At 72.1% G+C, this 24,225-nt stretch carries 29 protein-coding genes, 1 tRNA gene and 2 pseudogenes; 14 read left to right on the forward strand and 18 right to left on the reverse strand.

The window, feature by feature from the left end:
- Nucleotides 1-27 precede the first annotated feature (27 nt).
- Together QQK22_RS17235 and QQK22_RS17240 are read left to right on the forward strand one after the other, a co-directional pair.
- On the forward strand, nucleotides 28-687 hold the full coding sequence (locus tag QQK22_RS17235) for a helix-turn-helix domain-containing protein (protein WP_284252414.1): 660 nt from the start codon (nucleotides 28-30) through the stop codon (nucleotides 685-687).
- Nucleotides 688-698: 11 nt separating this feature from the next.
- Entirely contained in the window at nucleotides 699-1,106 is a 408-nt protein-coding gene (locus QQK22_RS17240; RefSeq protein WP_284252416.1) for an ImmA/IrrE family metallo-endopeptidase, read from the forward strand.
- Here the strand turns inward: QQK22_RS17240 and QQK22_RS19020 are convergent.
- Nucleotides 1,103-1,381, reverse strand: coding sequence for a helix-turn-helix domain-containing protein (locus QQK22_RS19020; protein WP_348525622.1), 279 nt, complete (start codon nucleotides 1,379-1,381; stop codon nucleotides 1,103-1,105). The genes QQK22_RS17240 and QQK22_RS19020 overlap by 4 nt on opposite strands.
- Complete coding sequence (locus QQK22_RS17245) at nucleotides 1,369-2,367, reverse strand: Abi family protein (protein WP_284252419.1); 999 nt, start codon at nucleotides 2,365-2,367, stop codon at nucleotides 1,369-1,371. Before QQK22_RS17245 ends, QQK22_RS19020 begins: the two co-directional genes overlap by 13 nt.
- A gap of 191 nt (nucleotides 2,368-2,558) precedes the next feature.
- On the opposite strand from QQK22_RS17245, the gene QQK22_RS17250 reads away from it, so the two are divergent.
- A complete protein-coding gene (locus tag QQK22_RS17250; protein ID WP_284252420.1) occupies nucleotides 2,559-2,978 on the forward strand; it encodes a hypothetical protein in 420 nt (139 codons plus the stop codon).
- Here the strand turns inward: QQK22_RS17250 and QQK22_RS17255 are convergent, their stop codons facing one another.
- The 8 genes from QQK22_RS17255 to QQK22_RS17290 form a co-directional block, all read right to left on the reverse strand.
- Nucleotides 2,979-3,377: a hypothetical protein gene (locus QQK22_RS17255; RefSeq protein WP_284252423.1), complete on the reverse strand. Its 399-nt coding sequence runs from the start codon at nucleotides 3,375-3,377 to the stop codon at nucleotides 2,979-2,981.
- On the reverse strand, nucleotides 3,374-3,856 hold the full coding sequence (locus tag QQK22_RS17260; RefSeq protein ID WP_284252822.1) for an ImmA/IrrE family metallo-endopeptidase: 483 nt from the start codon (nucleotides 3,854-3,856) through the stop codon (nucleotides 3,374-3,376). Before QQK22_RS17260 ends, QQK22_RS17255 begins: the two co-directional genes overlap by 4 nt.
- 192 nt (nucleotides 3,857-4,048) lie before the next feature.
- A tRNA-Arg gene (locus QQK22_RS17265) sits at nucleotides 4,049-4,121 on the reverse strand.
- A 91-nt stretch (nucleotides 4,122-4,212) separates the two neighbouring features.
- Entirely contained in the window at nucleotides 4,213-4,761 is a 549-nt protein-coding gene (locus QQK22_RS17270) for a type 1 glutamine amidotransferase domain-containing protein (RefSeq protein WP_284248466.1), read from the reverse strand.
- A 41-nt stretch (nucleotides 4,762-4,802) separates the two neighbouring features.
- Nucleotides 4,803-5,600 carry an SDR family oxidoreductase gene (locus QQK22_RS17275; RefSeq protein WP_284252443.1) on the reverse strand — a complete coding sequence of 266 codons (798 nt, stop codon included), beginning with the start codon at nucleotides 5,598-5,600 and terminating at the stop codon, nucleotides 4,803-4,805.
- Nucleotides 5,601-5,790: 190 nt separating this feature from the next.
- On the reverse strand, nucleotides 5,791-5,994 hold the full coding sequence (locus QQK22_RS17280) for a CsbD family protein (RefSeq protein WP_284248469.1): 204 nt from the start codon (nucleotides 5,992-5,994) through the stop codon (nucleotides 5,791-5,793).
- A 77-nt stretch (nucleotides 5,995-6,071) separates the two neighbouring features.
- Entirely contained in the window at nucleotides 6,072-6,497 is a 426-nt protein-coding gene (locus QQK22_RS17285) for a hypothetical protein (RefSeq protein WP_284248471.1), read from the reverse strand.
- Between the two features lies 1 nt (nucleotide 6,498).
- Complete coding sequence (locus QQK22_RS17290) at nucleotides 6,499-7,476, reverse strand: SGNH/GDSL hydrolase family protein (protein WP_284252425.1); 978 nt, start codon at nucleotides 7,474-7,476, stop codon at nucleotides 6,499-6,501.
- A 268-nt stretch (nucleotides 7,477-7,744) separates the two neighbouring features.
- Between QQK22_RS17290 and QQK22_RS17295 the strand changes: the two genes are divergently transcribed.
- Genes QQK22_RS17295 through QQK22_RS17305 form a run of 3 tightly spaced genes read left to right on the forward strand, consistent with a single transcriptional unit; the run spans nucleotide 7,745 to nucleotide 9,485 of the window.
- Nucleotides 7,745-8,398, forward strand: coding sequence for a hypothetical protein (locus QQK22_RS17295; protein WP_284248473.1), 654 nt, complete (start codon nucleotides 7,745-7,747; stop codon nucleotides 8,396-8,398).
- A complete protein-coding gene (locus tag QQK22_RS17300; protein ID WP_284248475.1) occupies nucleotides 8,395-8,964 on the forward strand; it encodes a hypothetical protein in 570 nt (189 codons plus the stop codon). Before QQK22_RS17295 ends, QQK22_RS17300 begins: the two co-directional genes overlap by 4 nt.
- A complete protein-coding gene (locus QQK22_RS17305; protein ID WP_284248477.1) occupies nucleotides 8,961-9,485 on the forward strand; it encodes a hypothetical protein in 525 nt (174 codons plus the stop codon). The genes QQK22_RS17300 and QQK22_RS17305 overlap by 4 nt, the downstream gene beginning before the upstream one ends.
- Here the strand turns inward: QQK22_RS17305 and QQK22_RS17310 are convergent.
- Together QQK22_RS17310 and QQK22_RS17315 are read right to left on the reverse strand one after the other, a co-directional pair.
- Complete coding sequence (locus QQK22_RS17310; RefSeq protein ID WP_284248479.1) at nucleotides 9,464-10,894, reverse strand: hypothetical protein; 1,431 nt, start codon at nucleotides 10,892-10,894, stop codon at nucleotides 9,464-9,466. The two genes, QQK22_RS17305 and QQK22_RS17310, sit on opposite strands and share 22 nt — an antisense overlap.
- Nucleotides 10,891-11,844, reverse strand: a complete 954-nt coding sequence (locus QQK22_RS17315; protein ID WP_284248480.1) for an alpha/beta hydrolase — start codon at nucleotides 11,842-11,844, stop codon at nucleotides 10,891-10,893. The genes QQK22_RS17310 and QQK22_RS17315 overlap by 4 nt, the downstream gene beginning before the upstream one ends.
- A 262-nt stretch (nucleotides 11,845-12,106) precedes the next feature.
- On the opposite strand from QQK22_RS17315, the gene QQK22_RS17320 reads away from it, so the two are divergent.
- The 5 genes from QQK22_RS17320 to QQK22_RS17340 all read left to right on the forward strand — a co-directional run bounded on the left by QQK22_RS17320 (nucleotide 12,107) and on the right by QQK22_RS17340 (nucleotide 16,418).
- Nucleotides 12,107-12,397 carry a DUF1540 domain-containing protein gene (locus tag QQK22_RS17320; protein WP_284248482.1) on the forward strand — a complete coding sequence of 97 codons (291 nt, stop codon included), beginning with the start codon at nucleotides 12,107-12,109 and terminating at the stop codon, nucleotides 12,395-12,397.
- A 327-nt stretch (nucleotides 12,398-12,724) separates the two neighbouring features.
- Nucleotides 12,725-13,462: a hypothetical protein gene (locus QQK22_RS17325; RefSeq protein WP_284248484.1), complete on the forward strand. Its 738-nt coding sequence runs from the start codon at nucleotides 12,725-12,727 to the stop codon at nucleotides 13,460-13,462.
- 390 nt (nucleotides 13,463-13,852) lie between these two features.
- Nucleotides 13,853-14,896 (forward strand): Gfo/Idh/MocA family protein, encoded by a 1,044-nt coding sequence (locus tag QQK22_RS17330; RefSeq protein WP_284248486.1) that lies wholly within the window; start codon nucleotides 13,853-13,855, stop codon nucleotides 14,894-14,896.
- Entirely contained in the window at nucleotides 14,893-16,050 is a 1,158-nt protein-coding gene (locus tag QQK22_RS17335; RefSeq protein WP_284248488.1) for an ATP-dependent DNA ligase, read from the forward strand. The genes QQK22_RS17330 and QQK22_RS17335 overlap by 4 nt, the downstream gene beginning before the upstream one ends.
- Complete coding sequence (locus tag QQK22_RS17340; RefSeq protein ID WP_284248490.1) at nucleotides 16,047-16,418, forward strand: hypothetical protein; 372 nt, start codon at nucleotides 16,047-16,049, stop codon at nucleotides 16,416-16,418. The genes QQK22_RS17335 and QQK22_RS17340 overlap by 4 nt, the downstream gene beginning before the upstream one ends.
- Nucleotides 16,419-16,473: 55 nt before the next feature.
- Here QQK22_RS17340 and rocD read toward each other — a convergent pair whose 3' ends face one another.
- Together rocD and ddaH are read right to left on the reverse strand one after the other, a co-directional pair.
- Complete coding sequence (rocD, locus tag QQK22_RS17345) at nucleotides 16,474-17,700, reverse strand: ornithine--oxo-acid transaminase (protein ID WP_431310113.1); 1,227 nt, start codon at nucleotides 17,698-17,700, stop codon at nucleotides 16,474-16,476.
- Nucleotides 17,701-17,707: 7 nt separating this feature from the next.
- A pseudogene (gene ddaH, locus QQK22_RS17350) lies at nucleotides 17,708-18,495 on the reverse strand (dimethylargininase).
- Nucleotides 18,496-18,760: 265 nt separating this feature from the next.
- Between ddaH and QQK22_RS19025 the strand changes: the two are divergent.
- Together QQK22_RS19025 and QQK22_RS19030 are read left to right on the forward strand one after the other, a co-directional pair.
- Nucleotides 18,761-18,841 (forward strand): annotated as a pseudogene (locus QQK22_RS19025) (AsnC family transcriptional regulator); the annotation flags it as partial.
- A 128-nt stretch (nucleotides 18,842-18,969) separates the two neighbouring features.
- Complete coding sequence (locus QQK22_RS19030; RefSeq protein ID WP_348525412.1) at nucleotides 18,970-19,191, forward strand: Lrp/AsnC ligand binding domain-containing protein; 222 nt, start codon at nucleotides 18,970-18,972, stop codon at nucleotides 19,189-19,191.
- 214 nt (nucleotides 19,192-19,405) lie between these two features.
- On the opposite strand, the gene QQK22_RS17360 is transcribed toward QQK22_RS19030, so the two are convergent.
- The 4 genes from QQK22_RS17360 to lpdA all read right to left on the reverse strand — a co-directional run bounded on the left by QQK22_RS17360 (nucleotide 19,406) and on the right by lpdA (nucleotide 23,659).
- Nucleotides 19,406-19,870, reverse strand: a complete 465-nt coding sequence (locus QQK22_RS17360; protein WP_284248492.1) for a DUF4342 domain-containing protein — start codon at nucleotides 19,868-19,870, stop codon at nucleotides 19,406-19,408.
- Nucleotides 19,871-20,113: 243 nt separating this feature from the next.
- Nucleotides 20,114-21,193 carry a DNA polymerase domain-containing protein gene (locus QQK22_RS17365; RefSeq protein WP_284248494.1) on the reverse strand — a complete coding sequence of 360 codons (1,080 nt, stop codon included), beginning with the start codon at nucleotides 21,191-21,193 and terminating at the stop codon, nucleotides 20,114-20,116.
- 66 nt (nucleotides 21,194-21,259) lie between these two features.
- Nucleotides 21,260-21,913 carry an SIMPL domain-containing protein gene (locus QQK22_RS17370; RefSeq protein ID WP_284248496.1) on the reverse strand — a complete coding sequence of 218 codons (654 nt, stop codon included), beginning with the start codon at nucleotides 21,911-21,913 and terminating at the stop codon, nucleotides 21,260-21,262.
- A gap of 351 nt (nucleotides 21,914-22,264) precedes the next feature.
- Nucleotides 22,265-23,659 (reverse strand): dihydrolipoyl dehydrogenase, encoded by a 1,395-nt coding sequence (lpdA, locus tag QQK22_RS17375; RefSeq protein WP_284248498.1) that lies wholly within the window; start codon nucleotides 23,657-23,659, stop codon nucleotides 22,265-22,267.
- 205 nt (nucleotides 23,660-23,864) lie between these two features.
- Here lpdA and QQK22_RS17380 point away from each other — a divergent pair, with 205 nt between their 5' ends.
- Nucleotides 23,865-24,020, forward strand: a complete 156-nt coding sequence (locus QQK22_RS17380) for a hypothetical protein (protein ID WP_284252427.1) — start codon at nucleotides 23,865-23,867, stop codon at nucleotides 24,018-24,020.
- Nucleotides 24,021-24,225 lie beyond the last annotated feature (205 nt).

Genomic DNA, 24,225 nt, shown 5'->3' on the forward strand with positions numbered 1-24,225 from the left:
CCGAGCAAATCTGGCAGGCTGGCGGCCATGGAACAGAACATCGCCAGGCTGGGTCGCTACCTCCGTAGCCGCCGCGCCGAGCTGGGTTTCTCGCAGGACGAGGTGGCCGCTCTCGGTGGGCCGTCCACCACGACGCAGTCGAAGATCGAGCACGGTCTAACCCGACGGATACAGCGCCGAACGATGGAGGACATCGACCGGTCGCTCGGGTGGAAGGTTGGGAGTACCGAGGCGCTGCTCGAGGCCACAGATGACGACGTTGAGCCGGTGGCGGTGCGCCGGCCGGCGACCAACAGGGATGGGAAGCGCCCGCACGTTGCGGCGCGACCCGAACCGTCCGGCGGAACCTGGACGACCTTGCGGCGCGAGGTAGACGCGAAGGGGCGCTCGCTCGTCGTGGGCGTGAGTGTCGACACGGACGTCGAGGGCGTCGAGACGCGCGTCGAAGTGCGGTACTGGCCCGGGCCCGATCGAGATGTTGACGCCTTCGACTTCAACGGGGTGGTCGGCGAGGCGCATCGTTCTGCGATCCGCGTCACCAGCGTCTACCGGCAGCCGACGGAGGAGGACCCCATCTTGGCGGCAGGCCCAGCACCCGTGCCGATGTCGGAGCCGGATGGTTACGTGATGGCTGCGCGGGATGTCGACGACGACGCGGAGGCCGAAGCGCAGCAGGTCGACCCCTGACAGGAGGCACCTTGGACCCCGAGCTCGTAGCCCTGGCCGAGGAGATGGGCTGGCACGTCGTCTACCGCGACCTCGGTCGCCGATCAGGCGAGGTCCGCTCCGGCGGCGTGATCGTGATCAACCCGAGGAAGGGCTACCTGACGCAGCGCATGACGCTCGCGCACGAGCTCGGCCACGTTGCCCTTGGTCACGACTGGGGCACCCGCCACGACGCCGCGGCGGACGAGCGCGCCGCCGATATCTGGGCGGCCGGCGTCCTCATCAAGCCCGACGACTACCGCATGGCCGAGGAGATCGTCGGGTCACACCCGGGGGCGCTCGCGAAGGAGCTGGGCGTGACGGCGGGCCTCGTCGTCTACTGGCAGCAGCACCACCAGCGCCGCGGCACCTTCCTTCGCGTCGTGCGACCGGCAAGTTAGGGGGCGCGGTACGGCTTACGGTTCGACGCGCGCGAACGAGGCGTCTGCTGCAGCGGCCCACGAGATCGTCCGAAGTCGGACTGATCCTGGTGGTTTACCTCAATGAAGCGGTCCACGTCCTGCTGCGTGAATCGGCGTTGGCGGCCGATCTTCACCGACCCGATTTTCCCTGCGCGAGCCCACCCGACGATCGTCTCGGGCTTGAGGTCGCCGCCCAACAGGGCGACGACCTCGTCTGCTGTGAGCAAGCGAGTCGACTCGTTCACATGTTCCATAGGTCGAGGTCCTCCCAGTTGTCCGGGAAGCCCATGGACGACTCAGGCGTGAACAGTGGCGACGCCCCCTTGGACAGCTCTACCGTGGGCAGCTTCCGGACCTGAGTCTTCGCCGTCATGTGCCAATTCGTTCCGTCTCGGTGGCTCCGTAGCATGTAGGCCAAGGACGCCATCACCGGGTAGACCCTCCTGGAGCCATCCTCGCGGTCAAGGAGGTGGGTCATCAGCGGCCCAACTCCACTCTGCCGCCGGATCTTGATGTCGCGCTTCATCGACCGGTTGAAGAGGCGCGAGCCGTGTGCGCACACGTTCCGCAGATCGCTGATGCTCCGCGCAAAGGTGATGAACTGAGCTGGCTTGTTGACCCCGAAGGCACTGGCGACCGCGCGCTTGTCCTCGATGAGCATCAGGTCGAGGAGGAACGGGAGGGAGCCGCAGTTGACAACCTCGACGAACGACCAGATCGGGGTATCGGCGAGGGGTTCGACCTTCTGTAGATGGATGAGGTAGTCGTCGGCAGGTCGCGCGTCCTCGACGGCCTTGCGCGCCTTGTCCTGCCACGCGCGGAGCTTGGTCGAGCTGCCTCCGTGAGCCGGCCGGTCACATGCGGTCGGGTCGAGGTGGTCTCGGCGTAGGTGCGCCACTGGGGATCGCTCTGCCAGGACATGAGCCATCGTTGCGCGTAAGCGAACCTCGAAATCGAGCACTCCGCCAAGGCACACGAGTCGCAGCTTGTCATCGAAGGAATAGAGCTCCATAACGTGATCGAGAGACGCACCAGGCATGTAGTCATCCAGGCGGAACGATCTGGCGTCTCGATCTACGAGGTGAGGCGGAAGCAACTGGCGGAATGGGTACCGGTACCCGCCGAGACGGTGATACCCGTACCTACGAAGGGCTGCGTCGGCTGCTTCGTCATCGTAGATAGCCAGTCCGCGATCCTTCATGATGTCGATCAACTCGGCATAGGTACGGAAGTTCTTCACGACGTAGAGGCTACAAAGAAAACCAGCCCCTTGACGACGCGAAGTCATCAGAGGGGGCTGGTGTCTAGTGCGTCAACTCTACCGCACAACTGGGGATGGTGGGGGACATGCTGAGGAGATCCGAACATCCGATCGCCCCGCCAAGCCCACCACTGGGGACCGTGTCAGTGGGTGGTCGTAGCGTGCCCGCCATGACCACGACACACGAGAGCGAGGCGCAGCGCCGCTACCTCGCCGCGCCGCTGCCGACCAACGACGACGAGCAGGCCGCCTACGACGAGCTCGAGGCCGCGGTGCTCGCCAAGGTCGGCCTCACGCCGGACGACGGACGACGGATCACCGAGATCAAGATGGAGACCGGGAAGTGCTGGCGGTGCGTCCCCGATCGTCTCGCGCGGATCGACTACGAGATCCTCGACCACGCCCGCGACATCATGCAGTCGGGCGTGCCCTTCTCGGCCGAGCACCTCGGGATGAGCGAGGACGCGAGTGGACGACGCCTCATGGTCTTGCTCGACTCGGCCGCGGCGCACGAGTACGACGACAACCTGATCGACGTGCTTCGTGCCGCACGTGATGCGAGCACTCCGCGCCCCCCGGAGGTGGCATGACTACTCGGGCGCGATCGTCGCGCTCGGTGCCGAGTCGCCCTTCTGACTGTCCTTCGGGAACAGGTAGTTCGCGATGATGTAGGCAAGCCCGATCGTCTCGACCACCGTGGCAGAGAGCCAGGCGATCATCACCTGTATCTGCACGTCGCCGAACTCGGACCAGATGTAGGCACCCATGACCAGGACTGACGACACCAACGCGAAGGACATGGCACCGGTCACGGACCAGAAGAAGCGCTCCCGCAACTTGTTGGCTTGATCTTGACGATCCGCCTCAGCGTTGAGGATGCGGTTCGCGGTCTTGTCGTTGACCTCGGCGGCAGAAGGCTTGTCGAGCTGATCGACGGTCGCGCCTTGCGCCGCAGCGAGTTCCTTGGCGGACGGTTCGCCTGCGCTCACAGCTTGATGGCGAGGTTGTCGAGCCGCTTGCGTACGGCCGGGACAGAGAGGTCGAACTCCCTGACAAGCCTCGCTAGACCCGCACCTCCGTTCACGAGGTCTCGGACCTGGTGCTCGGGCATCAGGAGTGCGCCCGCGAACTCGTCAGCGTAGAACTCGTGCAGGTCGTACTTCCCGCCGCGACGCTCGACGATGTTGAAGTCGGTGTCGCCACGGCTGGTTCGCTCCCAGTAGTGACCAAGCTCGTGGGCGATCGTGAACCGCTGGCGCTGCTCGGTGTCGGTTGCGCTGACGAAGATCTCGGCGTCTCGCCCAGGCTCGACCCGGAGGAGGCCGGAGACTCCGTCTTCGAGGTAGGTCCGACGCACGATGATGCCGAGGTGGGTAGCGATGCGCTCAGGGTCGACCGGGTACCCCGCGCTCCAGGTCTCATCGAGAACCTCGCGGGCGTCCTGTCGCGCCTTGTCCTTCACCAGCATCTTGCTCACCTCCGGCCACGTGTCGTTCTTGCCTCAATCGTACCGATCTTGCGCCCCGCGGGTGTCGACGACGCTCCGGGCGCGATGTGTGCACCACCGTGTGCACCAACGCCTGTCAGACCTGAGATGCAGATCGGCCCCAGTGCCTGGTTTCCCTAGCACTGGGGCCGATCTACTCGCTGTCTCAACGAGCGCGCCCGGAGGGACTCGAACCCCCAACCTTCTGATCCGTAGTCAGATGCTCTATCCATTGAGCTACGGGCGCGTGGCCCTGAGGCCGGAAAAGAGCATACCCCGCGACGGCGCGCGTGGGAAATCGGCTGGGTCCCGGGCCTCAGGGCGGGTCTCGAGACCCGTCAGGCCTCGCGCTGCGGGTGCACGCCCTCGGCGATCTCCTCCACCAGCTTGTCGTTGAACGCGGGCAGGTCCTTCGGCGTCCGGCTGGAGACGAGCCCCTGGTCGCAGACCACCTCCTCGTCGACCCAGGTCGCACCGGCGTTCGTCAGATCAGTGCGCAGGGTCGGGAAGGAGGTGATCGTGCGGCCGCGCAGGACGTCGGCGTCGGCCAGGATCCACGCGCCGTGGCAGATGACCCCGACCGGCTTCGCGGCGGTCACGAGCGCCTTCACGAGCGCGACGGCGTCGGCGTCGAGCCGGATGTCGTCGCTGTTCACCACGCCGCCCGGCAGCACCAGGGCGTCGTAGTCGCCGGCGTCGGCCTCCGCCGTCGTGACCCCCACCTCGGCCTCGCCGCCGTTCTTGCCGGTGATCGTGCCCGCCTCGGTCGAGACGAGCACCGCCGTCGCGCCGCTGGAGGTGACGGCGGTCCAGGGGTCGAAGAGCTCGGAGTCCTCGAAGCCGTTCGTGGCGACGAACGCCACGCGCTTGCCGGTGAGATCAGTCATGTTCTTCTCCTTCTCGTGTGTGCGTGCGTGTGTCGGTGCGCTCAGAAGACCGGTCGGCCGCCGGTCACGCCGAGCACCGTCCCGCTCACGTAGGACGCCTCGTCGCTCGCGAGGTACACGAACGCGGAGGCGACCTCGACGGGCTGCCCGGGGCGGCCGAGCGGGGTGTCGGCGCCGAAGCCGTCGACCTTCTCGGCGTCGAACGTCGCGGGGATGAGCGGGGTCCAGATCGGACCGGGGGCGACGGCGTTGACGCGGATGCCCCGCGGCCCCAGCTCCTCGGCCAGGTTCACCACGAGGTTGTTCAGCGCGGCCTTGGTGGAGGCGTAGTCGAGCAGCGGGCCCGAGGGCTGGTAGGCCTGGATCGACGTCGTGACGATGATCGACGAGCCGGCGCCGAGGTGCGGCGAGGCGGCCTTGACCAGCCAGAACGTCGCGAACACGTTGGTCTCGTAGACCTGACGCAGCTGGTCGTCGGGGAAGTCCTCGATCCCGCCGGGCCGCGCCATCTGGTAGGCGGCGTTGGAGATCACGACGTCGAGCCCGCCGAGCGCCTCGACGGTCGTGGCGACGAGGTCGATGTTGGCCTGCTCGGTGCGCTGATCGGTGGGCACGAGCACGCAGGTGCCGCCGGCGGCCTCGACCGCGGCGCGGGTGGCCTCGGCGTCGTCGGACTCCTGCGGCAGGTAGGCGATGGCGACGGCGGCCCCCTCGTGGGCGAAGGTGATCGCGACGGCGCGGCCGATGCCGGAGTCGCCCCCGGTCACGAGGACACGCTTGCCGGTCAGGCGGTCGCGACCCTTCCAGCCGGTCTCACCGTGGTCGGGCGCCGGCGTCATGTCGGCGACGGTGCCGGGCCACTCCTGGGTCTGGCCGGGCAGGTGGGTGGGGCGGTCGGGGGTCGTGGTCACGTGTGCTCCCGGTGGTTCGGCAGTGGTTCGGCAGTGGTTCGGCGGCGGAACGGGGCCGGAACGGCGACGGCGCCGGTCGCGACGGGTGTCGCGGCCGGCGCCGTGCGCTCGGGTGGATCTACTTGAAGGCGTCCTTGACGCTGTCCGCGGCCTTGCCGAGGGCGTCCTTGGCCTTCTCGGCCGCGCCCTGCGCGCCGCCCTTGGCCTGGTCGGCGCGACCCTCGGCCTCGAGCTGCTCGTTGCCGGTGGCCTGACCTGCGGTCTTCTTCAGCGCGCCGCCGGTCTCGGTGGCCTTCGCGTCCAGCTTGTCGTCGAGTCCCATGGGTCTCTCCTTCGGTCGGGTAGGACTACGGTAGGCACGTCACCGCCACCCTGACCAGGATCTTGTCGACGGCCGGCTCAGGGGTCGTTGCGCGTCACGGGGATGCCGAGGATCGTGAACGGCTTCGGGGCGATGGCGTCGTCGGGCGGGCCGGCGTCGCGCGGGCGCGGCCGCGGGCCGACCCAGACCCGCCAGCTGCCCTCGAGGCGGAACACCTCGCCGTCGGCCTCGACCCGCGCCCCGCGCGCCGCGACGATCTGCTCGCTGATCGAGGTGTGGTGCGAGGCGGGCACGAATCCGACGTTGCGGTTGTGCCAGGCGATCACGACGGCGCCGCCCGTCTCGGCGTGCAGCGTGAACCGGGCGGGCAGCTCCTGCGCGGCGCCGCGGGCCCGCCCCGACCCGGCGCTCGTCTCCAGGGCGGGCTGGTGCGCCGTCGTCTCGATCGCGAGGAAGCCCTCGCCGACGTCGGCGAGGACGGGGCTGCGCCGCCACCGGACCACGTCACTCGCCCCGCTGCGCGAGCGCCTCGTCGACGGCGGGCCACACGGCCTCCGCGAGCGCCGCCTGCCCCAGGGGCGAGGGGTGGAAGTGGTCGACGTCGGAGAGCCACGCCGGCGTCAGGGCGACGGCGGCCACCGCGCCGTCGTCGGTGCGGCACGCGGGGTGCTGCTGGCACGTGGCGGTGGCGGCCTCGTCGAGCTCGACCAGGCGCTGGGCGGCAGCGGCGCGGGCGGTGTCGTCACCGCCCAGGACGGTCGCGCACAGCCCGTTGTCCCAGACCGCGCGCGCCTCGGGGTCGTCGTTCGCGGCGTCCCACACCGACGTGACGGCCGGGATGCTCGCGAGCACGACGGCGGCGTCCGGCGCGCGGGTGGCGAGGTCGCTCAGCAGGGCGTCGAGCTGGGCGGTGTAGTCCGCCGTGCTCGTCATGGCCGCGACGTCGGGAGCACACACATCGTTGGCGCCGAGCAGCACGGTGACGAGGTCGACGTCGGCGGCTCCGGGGGCACCCGGTGCCTCGAACGCGGCGTCGACGAGCGGCCGCGCGTCGGCCATGCGTGCACCCTCGCGCGCGGCGGGGACGGCCGTGACGGCCCAGCCCGCCTCGCCCAGCCGGGTGTCGAGCGAGTCGATCGCGGGGTCGGTCCCGATCGCCCACGAGGCACCCTGGCACACGAACACCGCGGCGCAGGAGGCGAAGCCGGTGGTCAGGCTGTCACCGACGGCGAGGTGGACGAGCGGTTCGCCCGTGGCGGTCGCGGCGGTCGCAGGTCCACCGGGCTCCGCCGCGCCGCCGGTGGTCGTCGGGTCGCTCGAGGTCGGTGAGGTCGGTGAGGTCTCCGGGGTGGCGGTCCCGGGCGTCGACGGACCCGGCGCGGGGGCCTCACCGCCGCAGCCGGCGACGAGGGCGAGGAGGGCCGCAGCGGTGCCGGCGGCGAGGGGGCGGCCGACTCGTGCGGGGCGGCGTCGGAGGGTCACGGGGTCACGGTAGTGCGCGAGGGGTTCTTCCGCACCGGATCGTCGTCGACCCGCGTGACCGGAGATGAGATGGAGGCTGGCCCGTCGGCAGGGGGCGGTCGACGGGCCAGCTGTGCACAACTGTAGCGCCCCGGAGCCGGGGTGGTAGACCGATCGGGGTGGTTTCGGCCCTCGGGACCGCTTTCTTGATCGAATCGTGATGAACGTTCACATGCATGGACCGCCGCGGGCCCGCGCACCCGGGTCCCCGGTCGCTACGATCGGCCCCATGACGACCCCTCCGCCCGCACCGCCGCCCGCGGGCGGTCCGTCGCACCTCGTGCGGCGCGGGCTGCGCTCGGTGTGGACGTGGGCCGCGGTGGCGGGTCTCGTGGCCGTGACGTCCGGGGCCTGGGCCGCCGGAGGGTTCGCCCAGGTGCCCGAGGAGGGTCTGCCCCGCGTCCCGGCCGACGCCCGCGTCGCGCTCGGCCCCTACGACGTCGCCATCGAGGGCTGGTCGATCTCGCGCGAGTACGACCCGAGTCTGCTCGAGATCGTCGACGGCGACGCCTGGCTCGTCATCGGTGCGGACCTCACCGGGGCCCCGCCGCGATCGACCACCTACAAGTCGGACTCGATCGAGGTGAGCAGCCTCGAGCCGACCGCCTACCCCCGTGCGGTCTCTCCCGTGGACGGGAGCTACGTCTCCTACATCCACCCCGGTGTGACGACGCCGGCGCTCATCCTCATCCCGGTCACGGAGGAGGACGCGCGCACGCTGGAGAGCCTCAGCACCCTGCCCGTGCTCCTGACGTCCTACACCTACACGCAGCACGTCCTGTCGGGCGAGGAGACCTGGTTGCGGCCGCAGCCCCGCGCCACCGCGCAGGTCCCGCGCGTCGACTCGATCGTCCCCGAGGTCGAGCCCGAGGACGACCGGTGAGCCGCTACAGCCTCGGTGCGACGGCGACCGGCGGGGTCCTCCTGGTCGCCGCGCTCGGCCTCGGGGTGCACGAGGCGAACCGCCCGGTCGTCCCCACGGTCGCGACGACGGTGCGCGGCGACGTCGGCGAGGAGGTCGCCGTCGGGGGCACCGTGGTCGAGGTGGGGCGGGCGCGGTCCGCGCCGCTCATCGAGGTGCCCGAGTCCTACGGCGACGAGGTGCTCGAGTACGAGAGCGCGGGGCGCTTCCTCGTGGTGCGCGTCGCCTACTCGGGCAAGCGCGAGCCCGACCTCGTCCGAACCCTCGCCTGGCGCGGTGCCAACGGCGCGGAGTACGCCCCGAGCGACGTCTTCGACGCGGGCTACACCGAGGCGCAGCCGGGCGAGTGGTGGCACCTCGACGTCATCTTCGAGATGCCGGCGGACGCGGCCGAGAGCGGCACGCTGCGCGTGCTCCCCGAGGGTTCCGACTGGGCGCTGCCCATGGAGATCGGCGAGGTGCGGGTGGACGAGGTCGAGCAGGTCGAGGAGATCGCCGCCGTGCTGCTGACGGCGGGGCGGGGATGACCCTCTCGGTGCGCGGCGCGATCGCCGGAGCGGTGTCCGTGCTGGCGGTGGCCGGCATGCTCGCGAGCGTCGGCTACCGCGAGGCCTCGCGCTGGAGCGGGTCGCACCCGGTCGCGCCGGCCTCCGCCGAGGTCGGCGGTGAGGCGAGGACGCGCGGTGTGACGATCGGGTTCCGCGGCATCGAGGAGGTCGATCGTCTGAACGGCAGCTACGGCGACCCGTTCCTGCCGCCGGACGGCTGGCAGCTCTGGGAGGCGGACTTCACCGTGGACGGTGCTCCGCCGTCGGACGACGGCGGCTTCGGCGTCGACCTCGTGGTGCTCGCCGACGACGGCGCGACCTACACCCGGTCGCGGCTGATCAGCACGAGCGTCGAGCCCGAGGGCGGGTGGCTCGGGTCCATCTTCCTCGTGGACGGTTCGCGCTCGGACGTCGTGCTGCTGCCCGACGGTGTCGAGCCGCGGTCGGTGCGCGTGGTGCCGACCGACACCCCTCGCCGCTACTGGTCCTTCGACTTGTGAGGTAGCCGCAGGATGCTCGGCAGGCCGAGCCGCCGCATCGTCAGCTCGGTGCCGGCGGCCACCAGCGCGAGCGTCAGCACCTGGACGAGCACCGTCCCGACGGCGGCGACGAGCGGGTAGATCGCCCGCCAGTCGTTGGCGGCGACGGTCGGCAGGAGCAGGTCGGCCAGCCACCACACGAGGTAGTCCGCCTGCGCGAGGATCGTGAACAGGATGCAGAACACGCCGATCGGGAGCCACCCGCGGGCGAGCACGAGACCGGCGGCGCCGCCGAGCGGACCCCACCGGCTCGTGGGCCGCACGAGCGATGACCAGGAGCGCTGCAGGCGCGCGACGTCGGTGAGGGCGTCGGCGGCGCGGGGTACCGCCACCCGGCTGCCCAGGCTCGCCGTGACCTCCGCCGCGCGGGAGGCGAGCGCCGCCGTCGCCCCGCGGCGCGTGCCGTAGAGGACCGTGCCGAACGCGAGCCACCCGGCCGGCACGAGCACACCGGCGACGGCGAACTCCACCAGGGTTCCGACGACGCCGCCGACGGCGCCGATCGCCGGCGCGACCTGCGGCCAGTCGAGCCTGGCCCAGGCGTCGCTGACGGCGTGCACCGCGCTGCGGCTGCTCCACCAGTTCCGCAGCGCGTTGCCGACGGCGACGGCGGCGAGCACCGACAGCACGAGCCACACGAGCTCGGAGTAGGTCACGACGACGCGCAGCGCCCCGGTGCCGATCGTGGCGCCGCGGCCGCGCGTGCGGTGCTGCTCGCGCGCGATCTCGTCGCGGCGCTCCTGGCGGTCGAGGAAGGCGGCGCCGAGGCTGCGCAGCACGAGCGCCACGACGAGGATGCCGAGCACAGAAACCGACAGCACCTCGGGGATGCGGTCGAGGGCGGAAGGGGCGTCGTCGTTGAACGCCGACTCGTAGACCGCCTCCATCGTCGTCTCGTAGAGGTAGACCCGGCGGTCCTCGGTCAGCTGCCCGTTCTGCTCGTACAGCACGAGGTAGAGCAGCAGGGCGCTCGCGAACGTCGCCAGCGCGCTCGCGGCGCTGCGCTGCGTGGCGTCGGTGAGGCGGCCCATGAGCACGAGCATCCCGACGGCGGTGACGAACGCGGCGCCCGGCACGAGCGCGAACACGAGGATGCCCGCCGTCGCGCTGCCGCGGGAGGCGATGACCGCGAGCACCGAGATCCAGTGCGCGGCGATGATGCCGAGCGCCGCGATCCCGGTGAGCACGAGCGAGTACCGGCGCAGGAGCCGCCCCGTGATCGTCAGGAGGCTGAGGGCCTCCTGCCCGACGGCGCGCCAGGCGACCGACGCCGTGATGCGCGGGCCGGGGGACGAGGACGGCGACGTGGTGGGCTCCGTCGTGCGCGCCGTCGTGCTGGTCGGCACCGGCCGGGCGGGCGGCGTCGTCACAGCCGGTCGCTGATCCAGGAGGTCACCGCGCGCTCGTAGTCGGTGCGCGCGGCCGGGGCCGACAGGGCGAGGTCGTGCAGACCGCCGGGCACGGTGCGCAGCGTGACGTCGTCACCCAGGCGCGCGACGGCGTCCCACATGTGCTTCACGTCGAGCAGGACGTCGCTGGAGCGCACCTGGGCCGGGGTGACGGCGGTCCCGCCGGCGCCGCCCGAGCGGCTCGAGGTGCACATGAGGACGGGGACGCGGATGTCGAGACCCTCGGCCACGCGACGCTGCGCGCGGCGGATCGCGCTGAGCCAGGAGGCGCGCACGGGGAAGCCCTCGATCGGCTTCCACGCGAGGTCGAAGTCCCACTCGCCGCCGGTGCTGGCGTGGATGGACGAGCCGTAGGTCCCCGAGAGGCGGGAGATGACGGCGTCGGGATCGCGCCAGGCGGCGACGGCGGCGACCGTGCCGCTGAGGCTGCGGCGCAGCGGGGTGTCGTTGATGTCGTACCAGGGGCTGTTGAGCACCACGGCCTGCAGCGCGCGCGGGTGGTGGTGCGCGAACAGCGTGGCGATCAGGCCGCCCGTCGAGTGGCCGAGCAGCACGACCTGGCGGTGGCCCTCGGCGCGGACGACGGCGAGCGCCGCGAGGATCTCCTCGTCGTACTCCGCGAGGTCGCGCACGAGGCCGGGGACCTGACCCTCGCGCAGCGAGCGCCCGTAGCGACGCAGGTCGAGCGCGTAGACGTCCTGGCCGCCCGCGGCCAGCGTGCGCGCGTGCTCGGCCTGGAAGAAGTAGTCGGAGAAGCCGTGGACGTAGAGGATCGCGCGCTCGTGCGTCGGCTCGCCGAGCCGGACGAGGGTCGCGACGGCGCCGTCGCCGTCGTCGCCCAGCTCGATGGTGCGCGCCACGAAGTCGCCGCCCAGCACGTCCGGCGCCCACGCCGTCGTCACCTCATGCATGACCCGGAGCCTAGTGCGTCCCCTCCCGCGAGGGGTTTGTGGGAGCCCGCGAGGTACTTGTGGGGGAGCGGCTCGCGGTCGCCGCCGGACCGGTGAGCCGCTTTTCATCACACCGACTTCCCGTAAATCGGGCTCGGTGAGGCATTCCTGAATTCAGGTGAGGCGACCCTCAATAAGTGCACCCTGAATTCTTCTCGAAAGTGGCGAGAACGCTATTTCGGGTTTATCGTTCTAGCATCAGGTCGCCCCCGAGGAGGAACTCATGTCGTCTCTCGCCGAGATGCCCCAGGTCGTCGAGTGTGCCGTCGCCGGCTGCTCCTACAACCACGACGGCTGCCACGCCTTCGCCGTCACGGTCGACGACGACGCGGACTGCGCGACGTTCATCGACGTCGGCACGCGCGGCGGTCTCGACCGCGTGGTCGCCCAGGTCGGCGCGTGCCAACGCAGCGCCTGCCGCTTCAACAGCAACCTCGAGTGCACGGCGACGGCCGTGCGCATCGGCCCGGGCGGCGGTGGCACGGCCAACTGCCTGACGTACGCCGAGGCCTGAGCCCCGCGGCCGCCCGGCCCCACGAACCCAGTACCGCCCGTCGGCCCGAGCCGGCGGGCGCTGCTGTGCCCGGTCTCGACATGTGAGAAGGATCGTGGCGCGACGACGAGGAGCGCCGCGGGTTCCTAGAGTGGCGCCATCCGCACCGGAGCTCCGGTGCTCACCGCGAGGAGAGGAGCAGGCCATGACGACGACCGTCCCGCCGCTCCTGGTCCCCGCCCGCGGGTGTCGGTCCCTGTGTATGCACGGGCCCGACTCCGCCGTCGCCATCTGACGCCGGACGAGTCGGGCCTTCCCGCCCACACACGACTCGACCCGGAGCTCCCCGTGACCACCACCCTTCTCGCTCGTCCCGCCCGTCCGCTCGGCACGGTCCGCCTGACCCTGCCGGCGGGGGCGCGCCCCGTGCGGAGTCCCTCGGTCGCCGTCGGCGGCGCCCGGGGAGTCCCCTCCTCGTCGCCCGCGGTCGAGGTCCGCGCCGACCTCCCGTTCCCGGTTCTCGTGGCCCGCGCGCAGCAGGCCGAGCGCGACGGCACCCCGCTGCTGTGGCTCACGGGTGCCGGCGCTGCGGCCGTCGCGTCACGGCTGCTGCGCCTGACGCGGGTCCTCGCCGTCGGGGCAGAGCTCGACCTCGGCCAGGGCGCCCGCGGTGCGGCGCTCGACGCCGTCGCCCTCACCCAGATCGGTGGCGCGCGGGCGCACGTGCGGGTCGCCGACGCCAGGCTGCTGGGCGCCCTCGCGCGTGAGCTGGGGCTGCGTCCCCGGGCCCGTGCCACGCGGTTCGGCGGCGACGCGTTCACCGCCACGCTGCCGCCGGCGGGTCACCAGGAGGTGCAGGTGACCGCCGTCGTGACGCACCAGGGCGACCTGGTCGCGGCGTTCCCGGTCGCGAGCACGGTGGTCGTGACCGCGCCGTCCGGGGTCGACGCTCACGTGCTGGTGCGCCGCGCGCGCGCCGCGGGGAGGGGTGGCCCGACGTCGCCGTCCACGTCGCGGTGCCCGCGGGTCAGCGTCCGGCCGCCTGGCCGCACGCGGACGGCCTGGTGCTGGCGGACGCGCCGGTAGCGGTGCCGGCGGCGTCGGCTGCTGCGGCGGGCGCTCCCGCCCGCCCCGCAGCCTGACCCGGCTGGAGATCGACCAGGCACGAGGATCCTCGCTCACCAGCTCGAGAATGCGTCTGGCTGCTCTACCGGCGCGATACAGCTCGCGTGCACATGGTCGCGGTCGGTTCGATCGCGAGGGGCCGCGCGAGCAGGCGGATGACTGCTGAATCGGTGGGACAGAGCAGTCGTACGCATGGTGGCGGCCCCGGGTGTCGCTCGAACGCACGCGTGCCTGCGTGAGCATGCAGGTAACTGCTCTGTCGCCGCGATTCAGCAGTCCTGCGCATTCTCGGCCCCGAGGGATCGTCACCCGGGCCCGGCCGATCGGCGGGCCGCGCGGCATCATGGGGGCATGAGCGAGCAGCGCAGCCTCCGCTGGGGAGTCCTGGGCCCCGGACGCATCGCCGCGGAGATCGCCCGGGACCTCGACCACGTCGCGCACGCCGAGATCGTCGCCGTCGGATCGCGGGACGAGGGCCGCGCCCGCGCGTTCGCCGCCGAGCACGCCCCGCGCGCCCGCGCCCACGGCTCCTACGCCGCGCTGCTCGCCGACGACGAGGTCGACGTCGTCCACATCGCCACCCCGCACGCCCAGCACGCCCGCCACGCCTGCGCGGCGATCGCGGCGGGCCGCGGCGTCCTCGTCGAGAAGGCCTTCGCCGCGACCGCCGCCGGCGCGCACCGCGTGGCGGACGAGGCGCGCGCGGCCGGGACCTTCGCGATGGAGGCGATGTGGACGAGGTTCCTCCCCGCCGTCGTGCGCCTGCGCGACCTCGTGGCGGACGGCGCGATCGGCGAGGTCCGCGCCGTCACGAGCGAGATGGGCTGGCCGCTGCCGGGCTCGAGCGTCGACGACGAGCCGGCCGCCGGCCGAGGCGCGCTCCTCGACCTCGCGGTCTACGGCATCTCCCTCGCGCAGATGCTGCTCGGTGCGCCCACGCAGGTGCGTGCGACGGGGACGCTGACCGCGGGTGGCACGGACTCCCACGTGGGTGCGGTCGTCGGATTCGCGGGCGGGTCGACGGCGTCCGTGCTCGCCTCGCGCACGACACCGATGCCCGGGGTGGCGAGGGTCTACGGCAGCCGCGGCTGGATCGACCTCGACGCGCCCTTCCACGGCACCGACGGTTTCGTGCTGCACCGCGACGGCGCAGACCCGGTCCGCGAGCACCACCCCGCACGCGGGCGCGGGTACGCCCACGAGCTCGAGGAGGTCGCCGCGTGCGTGCGCGCCGGTCGCACCGAGTCGAGCGTGATGCCGCTCGCCGACACCCTCGCCGTGCAGGGTGTCCTGCAGGACGTCGCCGACCAGATCGGTCTGGTCCTCCGCGACGAGGACGACGACGGCGTCGCCTCCGCCCCCGACCATCCCGCCGACGCCCAGGAGACGCGATGACCCTCCCGCTCACACCCCCGATCGCGCCGATGCTCGCGAAGAGCGTCGCGGCAATCCCCGGCCCCGACGCCGCGGGCGGCCCGTTCGCCTACGAGCCCAAGTGGGACGGGTTCCGCGCGATCGTGCTGGTCGACGACGGCGACGTCGAGATCCTCTCCCGCAGCGGCAAGTCGATGACGCGATACTTCCCCGACGTCGTCGAGGCGGCGCGTGCGGAGCTGCCGGACCGCGTCGTGGTCGACGGCGAGATCGTGCTCGCGCGCGGGTCGCGCCTCGACTTCGAGCTGCTCGGTCAGCGGATCCACCCGGCCGCCTCGCGCGTGGCGATGCTCGCCGAGCACGCGCCCGCGAACCTCGTCGTCTTCGACGTGCTGGCCCTGGGCGACGACGTCGTGATGGACCGGCCGCTCGCCGAGCGGATCGAGGTGCTCGACGGACTGGGCCTGTCCGGCCCGCGCGTCCACCCGACGCCTCGCACGCGCGACGCCGCGCTCGCTCAGGAGTGGCTCGGGATCTTCGAGGGCGCCGGGCTCGACGGCGTGATGGCCAAACCGCTCGCGGACCCCTACGCGCCGGGGAGGCGCACGATGCTGAAGATCAAGCACGCGCGCACGGCCGACGTCGTGCTCGCCGGGTACCGCGAGCACAAGGCGTCGACGCCGGAGCAGCCGCTGGTCGGTTCGCTCCTGCTCGGCCTCTACGACGGCGACGGCGAGAGTGCGGCCCTGCAGTTCGTCGGCGTCTCCGCCTCGTTCCCGATGGCGCGGCGCGCGGAGCTCGTGGGCGAGCTGGCGCCGCTCGTCGTCGACGTCTCCGACGAGGCCGCCGCCGAGGCGCACCCGTGGGCGACCTGGTCCGACCCCGCCGCCGGTGACGACGCGAAGCGGCAGCCGGGGGCGCAGTCGCGCTGGTCGGCGGGCAAGGACCTGAGCTTCACGCCGCTGCGCCCCGAGCGCGTGCTCGAGGTCGGCTACGACCACATGGAGGGCACCCGGTTCCGGCACACCACGCAGCTGAAGCGCTGGCGGCCCGACCGCGAGCCGCGCTCGTGCACGTACGACCAGCTCGAGGAGCCGGTCGGCTACGACCTGGCGCAGCTGCTGCCGGGCGCGCCCGCCGCGCCGGAGTCGTTCACCGGGTCGGTGGCGCAGTGAGGCGGGTCGCGACGACCGCCGCCGAGCTCGCGGAGATCGACGAGTCCGGTCTCGCGCTCTGCTGGGAGGGACTGCCCGAGGGTGAGGAGAGCGCGTTCCTCGAGGGGCTCGCCGTCATGCTCGACGTGCCGGCCCTGCGCGAGGCCGAGGTGCTGATCGTGCCGGGTGCGCTGATGAACGCGACCTACGGGCTGACCGGTGACAACGCCTACCCCGGCGACCTGCGCATCGCCGCGGTGACCGTGCCGCCCGAGGTTCGATCGCTCGTGCCGGTCCTGACGCCGCGCGGGCTGCGCTTCTTCGACAACCTCGTCACGAACAACGCGCGCGAGCAGCACCGGCTCGACGGCGAGCCGCCGTCGGTCTGAGGTCCGGCCGCTCTGCGGAAGATCGGCGGCGTGTGGCGCCGCCGATCTTCCGCGATCAGCCCTCGAGCGCCTCGCGCAGCTGCTCCAGCAGCCACTTGACCTCGTCGGCCGAGACCACGAGCGGCGGCGCGAGCCGCAGCGTGCGGGTGTGGGTGTCCTTCGCGAGCACGCCTCGAGCCATGAGCCGCAGCGCGACGTCGCGCGCCGTGCCCACCGCCGGGTCGATGTCGACGCCGGCCCACAGCCCGCGGCCGCGCACCGCGCTCACGCCGTGCCCGACCAGCGCGTGCAGCCCCGTGTGCAGCTGCTCGCCGAGCACGCGCGAGCGCTCCTGGTACTCACCGGTGCGCAGGAGGCGCACGACGGCGGTCGCCACGGCCGCGGCCAGCGGGTTGCCACCGAAGGTGGACCCGTGGGTCCCGGGTGTGAGGACGCCCAGCACGTCGGCGTCGCCCACGACGGCGGAGACCGGCACGATGCCCCCACCCAGCGCCTTGCCGAGGAGGTACATGTCCGGTTCGACGCCGTCGTGAGAGATCGCGAACGTCTCGCCCGTGCGCGCGAGGCCCGACTGGATCTCGTCCGCGATCAGCAGCACGCCGCGCTCGGCGGTCACCGCGCGCACGCGCGCGAAGTAGTCCGGGGGCGGCACGACGACGCCCGCCTCGCCCTGGATCGACTCCAGCAGCACCGCGGCGGTGTTCTCGGTCAGTGCGGCTGCCAGCGCATCGGCGTCGCCGTAGGGCACGGTCACGAACCCGGGGGTGAAGGGGCCGTACCCCTCGCGCGCCAGGGCGTCGTCGGAGAAGCTGACGATCGTCGTCGTGCGCCCGTGGAAGTTGCCGCTCGCGACGACGATCTCCGGCACCGCGATGCCCCGGACCTGCGACGCGTGCTTGCGCGCGACCTTGATCGCGGTCTCGACAGCCTCCGCCCCGGTGTTCATCGGTACCACGACGTCCTTGCCCGCGAGCGCGGCGAGCTCGGTCACGAACTCCGCCATCCGGTCGTGGTGGAACGCGCGCGAGGTGAGCGTGAGCCGGTCGAGCTGCTCGTGCGCCGCGGCGAGGAGCGCCGGGTGGCCGTGGCCGAAGTTCACCGCCGAGTAGGCGGCGAGGCAGTCGAGGTACCGGCGCCCGTCGACGTCCGTCACCCACGCGCCCTCGCCACGCGCGATCACCACCTCGAGCGGGTGGTAGTTGTGCGCGGCGTGGGCCTCGATCGCGGCGATCTGCTCGGCGGCGCTCGCGGTGCCCGTGGTGGGAGCGGTCACGGTGCTCACGGGTGCCTCAGCCGGCGTCGGGCGCGGGGCGCAGCTCGAGCGTGCAGCACTTGATGCCGCCGCCGCCCTTGAGCAGCTCGGACAGGTCGACCGGGACGGGCTGGTAGCCGGCGGCCTCGAGCGCGGCGATGAAGCCGGTGGCCTGGGCGGCGACGACGACGTTGCGGCCGTCCGAGACGGCGTTCAGCCCGAAGACCTGCGCGTCGGCGAGGCTGACGTGGATCGCGTCCGGGAACAGCTCCTGCAGGCGCTCGCGGCTCGCGGGGGAGAAGGCCTCGGGCAGGTAGGCGACCGTGCGCTCGTCGAGCACGGTCAGCGCCGTGTCGACGTGGTAGAACCGCGGGTCCACGAGCTCGAGCGAGACGACCTCGAGGCCCGTGACGGCGGCGAGCTCGGCGTGCGAGGCGGGGTCCGAGCGGAAGCCGGTCGCCGCGATCATCCGGCGGCCGACCGTGAGGAAGTCGCCCTCACCCTCGTTGATGGCGACGGCGTCGGTCACCTCGAAGCCGTCGGCGCGCAGCCAGTCGGCGTACAGCTGAGCCTCGCCGCGGCGCTGCGGGTAGTGGAAGCTGACCGCGAGCGCCTTCCCGTCCACGACCGTGGCGCCGTTGGCCGCGAACACCATGTCCGGCAGGCCGGGGCGCCCTCGATGACCTCGACCTCGTGGCCGAGCTCGAGGTAGGTGCGGCGCAGCGTCTCCCACTGGCTCATGACGAGCTCGTGGTCGACCGGCACCTCGGGGTGCATCCACGGGTTGATCGTGTAGACGACGTCGAAGTGGGTCGGGCGGCACATCAGGTAGCGGCGGGTCGTGGCCGTGCGGCCGTCGGCCGGGGCGGCGGGGACGGTGCCGGTGGCGGGTGCGGGTGCGGCGGTGGTCGCTGCGACGTCGGTGGTCATGCGGTGGGGGCTCCCTCGGGGCGAACGCCGGATGTCTCTCTACGGTGGCACCTCGGGGGCGGGTGCGGCAACGGCCGGGGGTTGCGTGTCGGCGCAACGATTCGACGATAAGGGGCGTCCGTACGGCGATTCGTTGTGCGACCGCCGCTAGTCTCGACGGATGGACGCACTCGACGCGCAGATCCTCACCGAGCTCACGGCCGACGGCCGCGCCACGTACGCGGCGGTGGGCGACGTCGTCGGGCTCTCCGCGCCGGCCGTGAAGCGGCGGGTGGACCGGATGCTCGACGACGGCGTTATCGGGCATTTCACCGCCGTCGTCGACCCCGCCGCGCTCGGGTGGGGGATCGAGGCGATGATCGACGTCTGGTGCGCCGGGCGCATCTCCCCGGGGAGCTGCGCGCCGCGTGGGAGCCGATCAGCGAGGTGGTGCAGGCGAGCACGGTCGCGGGCGGGGCGGACGCGGTGCTGCGCGTGCGGGCGCGCGACGTCGCGCACCTCGAGGAGACGCTCGAGCGGATCCGGGAGTCGGCCGACATCGAGCGGACCGAGTCCACGATCGTCCTCTCGCGCCTCATCGAGCGCGGCTGACCCGCCGCACCGCTTTGCTCCGCCCCGCACGTTCCCCGCCCCGCCGTCGAGATGCGACATCTGCGCCGAGACATCCCGTCACGGTTCGCATCTCGACGCGAATGTCGCATCTCGGCGGCTGCTGGGGGCGGTGCGCGGTGCGGGCGCGCCCGGGACGCACGACGACGCCCGACCAGTCTCCCGGTCGGGCGCCGTGGCGGTGGTGCGGGTCGGCTCAGATGCTGTAGCCGATGGTGCTGGTGCCGTGGTTGCTGTCGCTGGCCTCCGGGTTCACGGGGTCCACCGGGGTCACGGGGACTTCGGGCTCGGCGGCGTGCTTGCCCTCGCCCCTGGTCTCGCCGCGCTCGACGGCGACGGTCACCGACGTCACGAGCGCCGCGATCGCGCCGACGGCCACGAGGACCGGGGCGAACACCGCGGCCGCGGCCGTCACGGCCAGGCCCGCGTTCAGCGGGACCTCGAGCAGCGTGCGGTTCTCGTTCTTGATGATGATGCGGCGGACGTTGCCCTCGCCGATGAGCTGCTTGACCTTCGCCAGCAGGTTCTCGCCCGAGACCTTGAACTCCTCGGTCCAGGTGCGGCCGTCGGCCTTGGTCTTCTCGCTGCCGGCCGTGCTGCCGGTCTCGGTGCCGGCGGGCTGCTCGGAGGTGGGCTCGCTGGTTCCGTACTCGTTCGTCATGTCGTCTCTCCCTCTCCTCGGCACGACCCCCGCGCCGATCTGGGTTCCATCCTGCGCTCCCGTACCGCGGCGTGGGTATCCGGATCTCCCCCGAGACGACCCTGATCTTGGGCCCGCCGCACGACGTCCGCGCGATGCCCGCACGACGCCCGCTCCTCACCCGCACGGCCGAGCCGGGTGCGCCGGGCCGAGCCGGCCGAGCCGGCCGAGCCGGGTGCGCCGGGTGCGCCTCCCCGGGTCGACTCAGCCCTCGTCGTCGTGACGCGCCCGGCTCGGCTGCACCCGCTTGGGCTCGCCCGGCATCTTGGGGTACTCCGGCGGGTAGGGCGCCTCACCGAGGCCGTGGTCGCGCTCGTCGCGCGCGGCCCACTCCAGCAGCGTCTCCAGTCCGCCGACGCTGCCGTCGGCCAGCCCCTGCGGCGAGGTGTTGGCGCCCGCGAACAGGTCGCCCACCTCGGTGAACCGCGCCGGCATGGTGCGCACGGTGAAGTCGTCCGGCGTCACGTCGGGGATCTCCTCCCACCGCAGCGGCGCCGACACGGTGGCCCGGACGTTGGCGCGCACCGAGTAGGCCGAGGCGATCGTGCGGTCCCGCGCCATCTGGTTGTAGTCGATGAACACTCGTCTGCCGCGCTCCTCCTTCCACCACTTCGTGGTGACGGCGCCGGGCGCGCGCCGCTCGATCTCGCGGGCGAGTGCGATGGTGGCGCGGCGCGCGGGGCTGAACTCCCACTCGGGCCGGATGGGCGCGAACAGGTGCAGGCCGCGGCCGCCGGAGGTCTTGGGGTACAGCGTCAGGCCGGCCTCGGCGGCGACCTCGCGCACGAGCGGGGCGATCGCCGCGGCGTCGTGGTAGTCCGTCCCGGGCTGGGGGTCGAGGTCGATCCGCAGCTGGTCGGGGCGGTCGACGTCGTCGCGCCGCACCGGCCACGGGTGGAACGTCAGGGTGTTCTGCTGCACCGCCCAGACCACGACGGCGAGCTCGGTCGGGCACACCTCGTCCGCGTACCGCCCGCTCGGGAACCCGATGCGCACGCTCTCGACCCAGTCGGGCGCACCCTTCGGCACCCGCTTGGAGTAGAAGCCGTCGCCCTGCGCGCCGGTGCGCTGCGTCAGCACCATGCCCTCGCGGTAGCCGCTCGGCCAGCGCTCCAGCGCGGTGGGCCGGTCGGCGAGCGCGGCGAGGATCCCGTCACCCACCGCGATCACGTACTCGGCGACGTCCCGCTTCGTGATGCCCGAGGCGAAGAGCACCTTGTCGGGCGAGCTCAGGCGCACCTGACGACCGCGGACATCGAGCTGGACTGCCTCCGAGGCTGGCATGCCGTCACCCTAGTGCGGCGGTGCGACATCGCAGCGGACCGGTACCGGGGGCGGTGCCCGCCGTGCCTACGCCTCGAGGTCGGCCGACACCGTCACGGTGAGCTCGACGTCCTGCGGCTGCAGCTCGAGCCCGCCCCCGCCGTCGTGAGCGACGGCGCGCATCGCCATCATCGGTACCGGGCCGCCGCCGGGTCCGCCCGGCCGCAGGCCGTCCTCGTAGACGGCGGTCAGACGCGGCGTCGTGAGGCCGAGCGCACCCGCGTAGGTCGCGGCGCGCGCGACGGCGTCGCGCACCGCCCGCACGCGCAGGTTCTCGACGGCGGCGGTGCGCGTGACCTCGGTCAGGTCCCAGGAGACGTGGTCGACGGCGACGTCCTCCTGCGCGCCGACCTCCAGCAGCCAGGATCCCAGGACGGCGACGTCGACGACGTGGACGCGCACGTTCGCGGTCGCTCGGAAGAGGCGCTGCCGGTGGCGGTCGCCGTCGCCCTCCACCCACTCGTGCACGGTGCCGGTGGTGACGTCCTGCGCCTCCCAGCCCGTCGCGGCGCCCGAGGCGACGTGGGTGCGGGCCTGGTCGAGCAGCTCGGCGTGGCGGTGGGCGGCCCGGGCGACGACGTCGGCACGGTCCGCCCCGGTCGCCTCGACCCTCAGGTGCGCGGTGGCGCGCTCGGCGGCGAGGCTGGTCGACGCCTCGCCGGTGACGGCTATCAGGACCACGGTGACCTCCGGTCGACGGCGGGGTGGAGGGCTCCAGCATCGCACCGCGCCCCACCTTCTTAACCGCGATCAAGTTCGTACGGGGTGGCCTGAACCCGGATCAAGAGGCGGTTTGGTGGGTGTCAGAGGCGCTCCTTAAGTTCGTGATGATATTCGGCGGCCCCGCAGGGGGAGGCCGTCCGGATGTCGGGCGGTAACCGGCGGCCGGGTCCCTCACCTCCAGGGGCCCGGCCGTCTCGCTGCGCCCGGGGCGCGACCGGTCCACACCGCGACCGGTCCGCACGACGACGGCGCCGCACCCCGGGAGGGGAGCGGCGCCGTCGTGGTGCTGCTGCGCGGGACGCGCGTGTGTCAGAAGTTGATCATGTGGCCCGAGATGCCGTGCAGGGCCTCCTTGACAGCCTCGCCCAGCGTCGGGTGGGCGAAGATGACGCGCGACATCTCGTCGGCGGTGAGGTCCCAGGTCTGCGCGGTGTTGAGCGCCGGGAGGAGCTCGGTGACGTCCGGGCCGATCATGTGGGCGCCGAGGATCTCGTTGCGCTCGGCGTCGGCGACGATCTTGACGAAGCCGACGGCGTCGCCCAGACCCTGCGCCTTGCCGTTCGCGCTGAACGGGAATGTCGAGGTCTTGACGTCGTGGCCGGCGTCCTTCGCCTGCTGCTCGGACAGGCCCATCGAGCCGATCTGCGGGTGGCAGTAGGTGGCGCGCGGGATGAAGGCGTAGTCGATGGACATGGTCTCGGCGCCCGCGAGGGTCTCGGCCGCGACGATGCCCTGGGCCTCGGCGACGTGCGCGAGCATCATCTTCGCCGTCACGTCACCGATCGCGTAGATGTTCGGGACGTTGGTGCGCATGTAGTCGTCGATCGCGATGGCGCCGCGGTCGGTGAGCTGCACGCCCGCCGCCTCGAGACCGAAGCCCTCCGTGCGCGGGGCGAAGCCGATGGCCGAGAGCAGGCGGTCGGCCTCCAGGACGCGCTCCTCGCCGTTGCTGGAGACGGTGACCTTGACGCCGCTGCCGGTGTCCTCGACGCGCTCGACCTTGGTGCTGGTGAGCACGTTCACGCCGAGCTTCTTGTAGTGCTTGAGGAGCTCCTTGGAGACGTCGACGTCCTCCGTGGGGACCATGCGGTCGAGGAACTCCACGATCGTGACGTCGACGCCGAAGTTCTTCATGACGTAGGCGAACTCGACGCCGATCGCGCCGGAGCCGGCGATGATGAGCGAACCGGGGAGCTCGGCGTCGAGGATCTGCTCCTCGTAGGTGACGACGTTCTTGCTCACCTCGACGCCCGGGAGCATCCGGGTGACGGAGCCGGTGGCGATGATGAGGTCGTCGAAGGTGACCTTCTCGGTCTCCCCGCCCTCGCGGGCGACGTCCATCGAGGTCGTGCCGGTGAGGGTGCCCCAGCCGTCGATCTCGGTGATCTTGTTCTTCTTCATGAGGAAGTGGACGCCCTTGACGATGCCGGCCGAGACCTGGCGGCTGCGGGCGTGCGTCGGGCCGTAGGACATCGTGGCGTCGCCCTCGATGCCGTACTTCTTCTTGTCGTGCGTGAGGGTGTGCGCGAGCTCCGCGTTCTTCAGGAGCGCCTTGGACGGGATGCACCCGACGTTGAGGCAGACACCGCCCCAGTACTTCTTCTCGACCACGGCGACGGACTTGCCGAGCTGGGCGGCGCGGATGGCGGCGACGTAGCCACCGGGGCCCGCACCGAGGACGACGACATCAAAGTGGGAAGCCATGCCGCCAGCCTAGTTCGGCGGGGCCGTCGGGCGGGTCGGCGGGTGGCCGCACTCACATGCGCCTGCACATAGCGTGCAGTTAGGAATGTTCATTCCACCCTTGTATGTGTTCTTACTCACGTTTAGCGTGAAGGAGCGGTCCGGACCGTTCGGGCTGCGTGTGCGTGACGGACTGATCAGTTCAACGAGGCCAGGAGCCGAGACGATGACGACGCCGGAGCAGCAGCGGGTGCAGCGGGGATCCTCCGCGCGCCGCTGGCTCCTGCGCGGTCTGCTCGCCGGCGCCGGCGCGGCGGGGCTCTCGGCCTCGGTGCCGCGGGTGCGTCGGCGCTCGACCTGCTGGGCGGCGACGGTGCCGTGAGCGGGATCGTGTCCGAGGTGGGCGACCGTGTCGTCGCTCCCGTGGTGGACGGGGTGGTCGACGGTGTCGTGACCCCCGTCGTGGACGAGGTGGTTGCGCCGGCGGTCGAGACCGCGGTGGTGCCGGTGGTCGAGCCCGTGGCGCAGGACGTCGCAGCGCCGGTGGCGCAGGATCTCGCCGCACCCGTGGTCGAGGCGGCTGCCCT

The organism is Litorihabitans aurantiacus (assembly GCF_030161595.1).
Lineage (GTDB): Bacteria > Actinomycetota > Actinomycetes > Actinomycetales > Beutenbergiaceae > Litorihabitans > Litorihabitans aurantiacus.

What these genes read in the sequence shown, in the direction of transcription:
- QQK22_RS17235 (WP_284252414.1), top strand. Translation starts at nt 28, where the DNA reads ATGGAACAGAACATCGCCAGGCTGGGTCGCTACCTCCGTAGCCGCCGC.
- QQK22_RS19020 (WP_348525622.1), bottom strand. Translation starts at nt 1,381, where the DNA reads ATGGAACATGTGAACGAGTCGACTCGCTTGCTCACAGCAGACGAGGTC.
- QQK22_RS17250 (WP_284252420.1), top strand. Translation starts at nt 2,559, where the DNA reads ATGACCACGACACACGAGAGCGAGGCGCAGCGCCGCTACCTCGCCGCG.
- QQK22_RS17260 (WP_284252822.1), bottom strand. Translation starts at nt 3,856, where the DNA reads ATGCTGGTGAAGGACAAGGCGCGACAGGACGCCCGCGAGGTTCTCGAT.
- QQK22_RS17270 (WP_284248466.1), bottom strand. Translation starts at nt 4,761, where the DNA reads ATGACTGATCTCACCGGCAAGCGCGTGGCGTTCGTCGCCACGAACGGC.
- QQK22_RS17275 (WP_284252443.1), bottom strand. Translation starts at nt 5,600, where the DNA reads ATGACGCCGGCGCCCGACCACGGTGAGACCGGCTGGAAGGGTCGCGAC.
- QQK22_RS17280 (WP_284248469.1), bottom strand. Translation starts at nt 5,994, where the DNA reads ATGGGACTCGACGACAAGCTGGACGCGAAGGCCACCGAGACCGGCGGC.
- QQK22_RS17295 (WP_284248473.1), top strand. Translation starts at nt 7,745, where the DNA reads ATGACGACCCCTCCGCCCGCACCGCCGCCCGCGGGCGGTCCGTCGCAC.
- QQK22_RS17305 (WP_284248477.1), top strand. Translation starts at nt 8,961, where the DNA reads ATGACCCTCTCGGTGCGCGGCGCGATCGCCGGAGCGGTGTCCGTGCTG.
- QQK22_RS17315 (WP_284248480.1), bottom strand. Translation starts at nt 11,844, where the DNA reads ATGCATGAGGTGACGACGGCGTGGGCGCCGGACGTGCTGGGCGGCGAC.
- QQK22_RS17320 (WP_284248482.1), top strand. Translation starts at nt 12,107, where the DNA reads ATGTCGTCTCTCGCCGAGATGCCCCAGGTCGTCGAGTGTGCCGTCGCC.
- QQK22_RS17330 (WP_284248486.1), top strand. Translation starts at nt 13,853, where the DNA reads ATGAGCGAGCAGCGCAGCCTCCGCTGGGGAGTCCTGGGCCCCGGACGC.
- QQK22_RS17335 (WP_284248488.1), top strand. Translation starts at nt 14,893, where the DNA reads ATGACCCTCCCGCTCACACCCCCGATCGCGCCGATGCTCGCGAAGAGC.
- QQK22_RS17360 (WP_284248492.1), bottom strand. Translation starts at nt 19,870, where the DNA reads ATGACGAACGAGTACGGAACCAGCGAGCCCACCTCCGAGCAGCCCGCC.
- QQK22_RS17365 (WP_284248494.1), bottom strand. Translation starts at nt 21,193, where the DNA reads ATGCCAGCCTCGGAGGCAGTCCAGCTCGATGTCCGCGGTCGTCAGGTG.
- lpdA (WP_284248498.1), bottom strand. Translation starts at nt 23,659, where the DNA reads ATGGCTTCCCACTTTGATGTCGTCGTCCTCGGTGCGGGCCCCGGTGGC.
- QQK22_RS17380 (WP_284252427.1), top strand. Translation starts at nt 23,865, where the DNA reads ATGACGACGCCGGAGCAGCAGCGGGTGCAGCGGGGATCCTCCGCGCGC.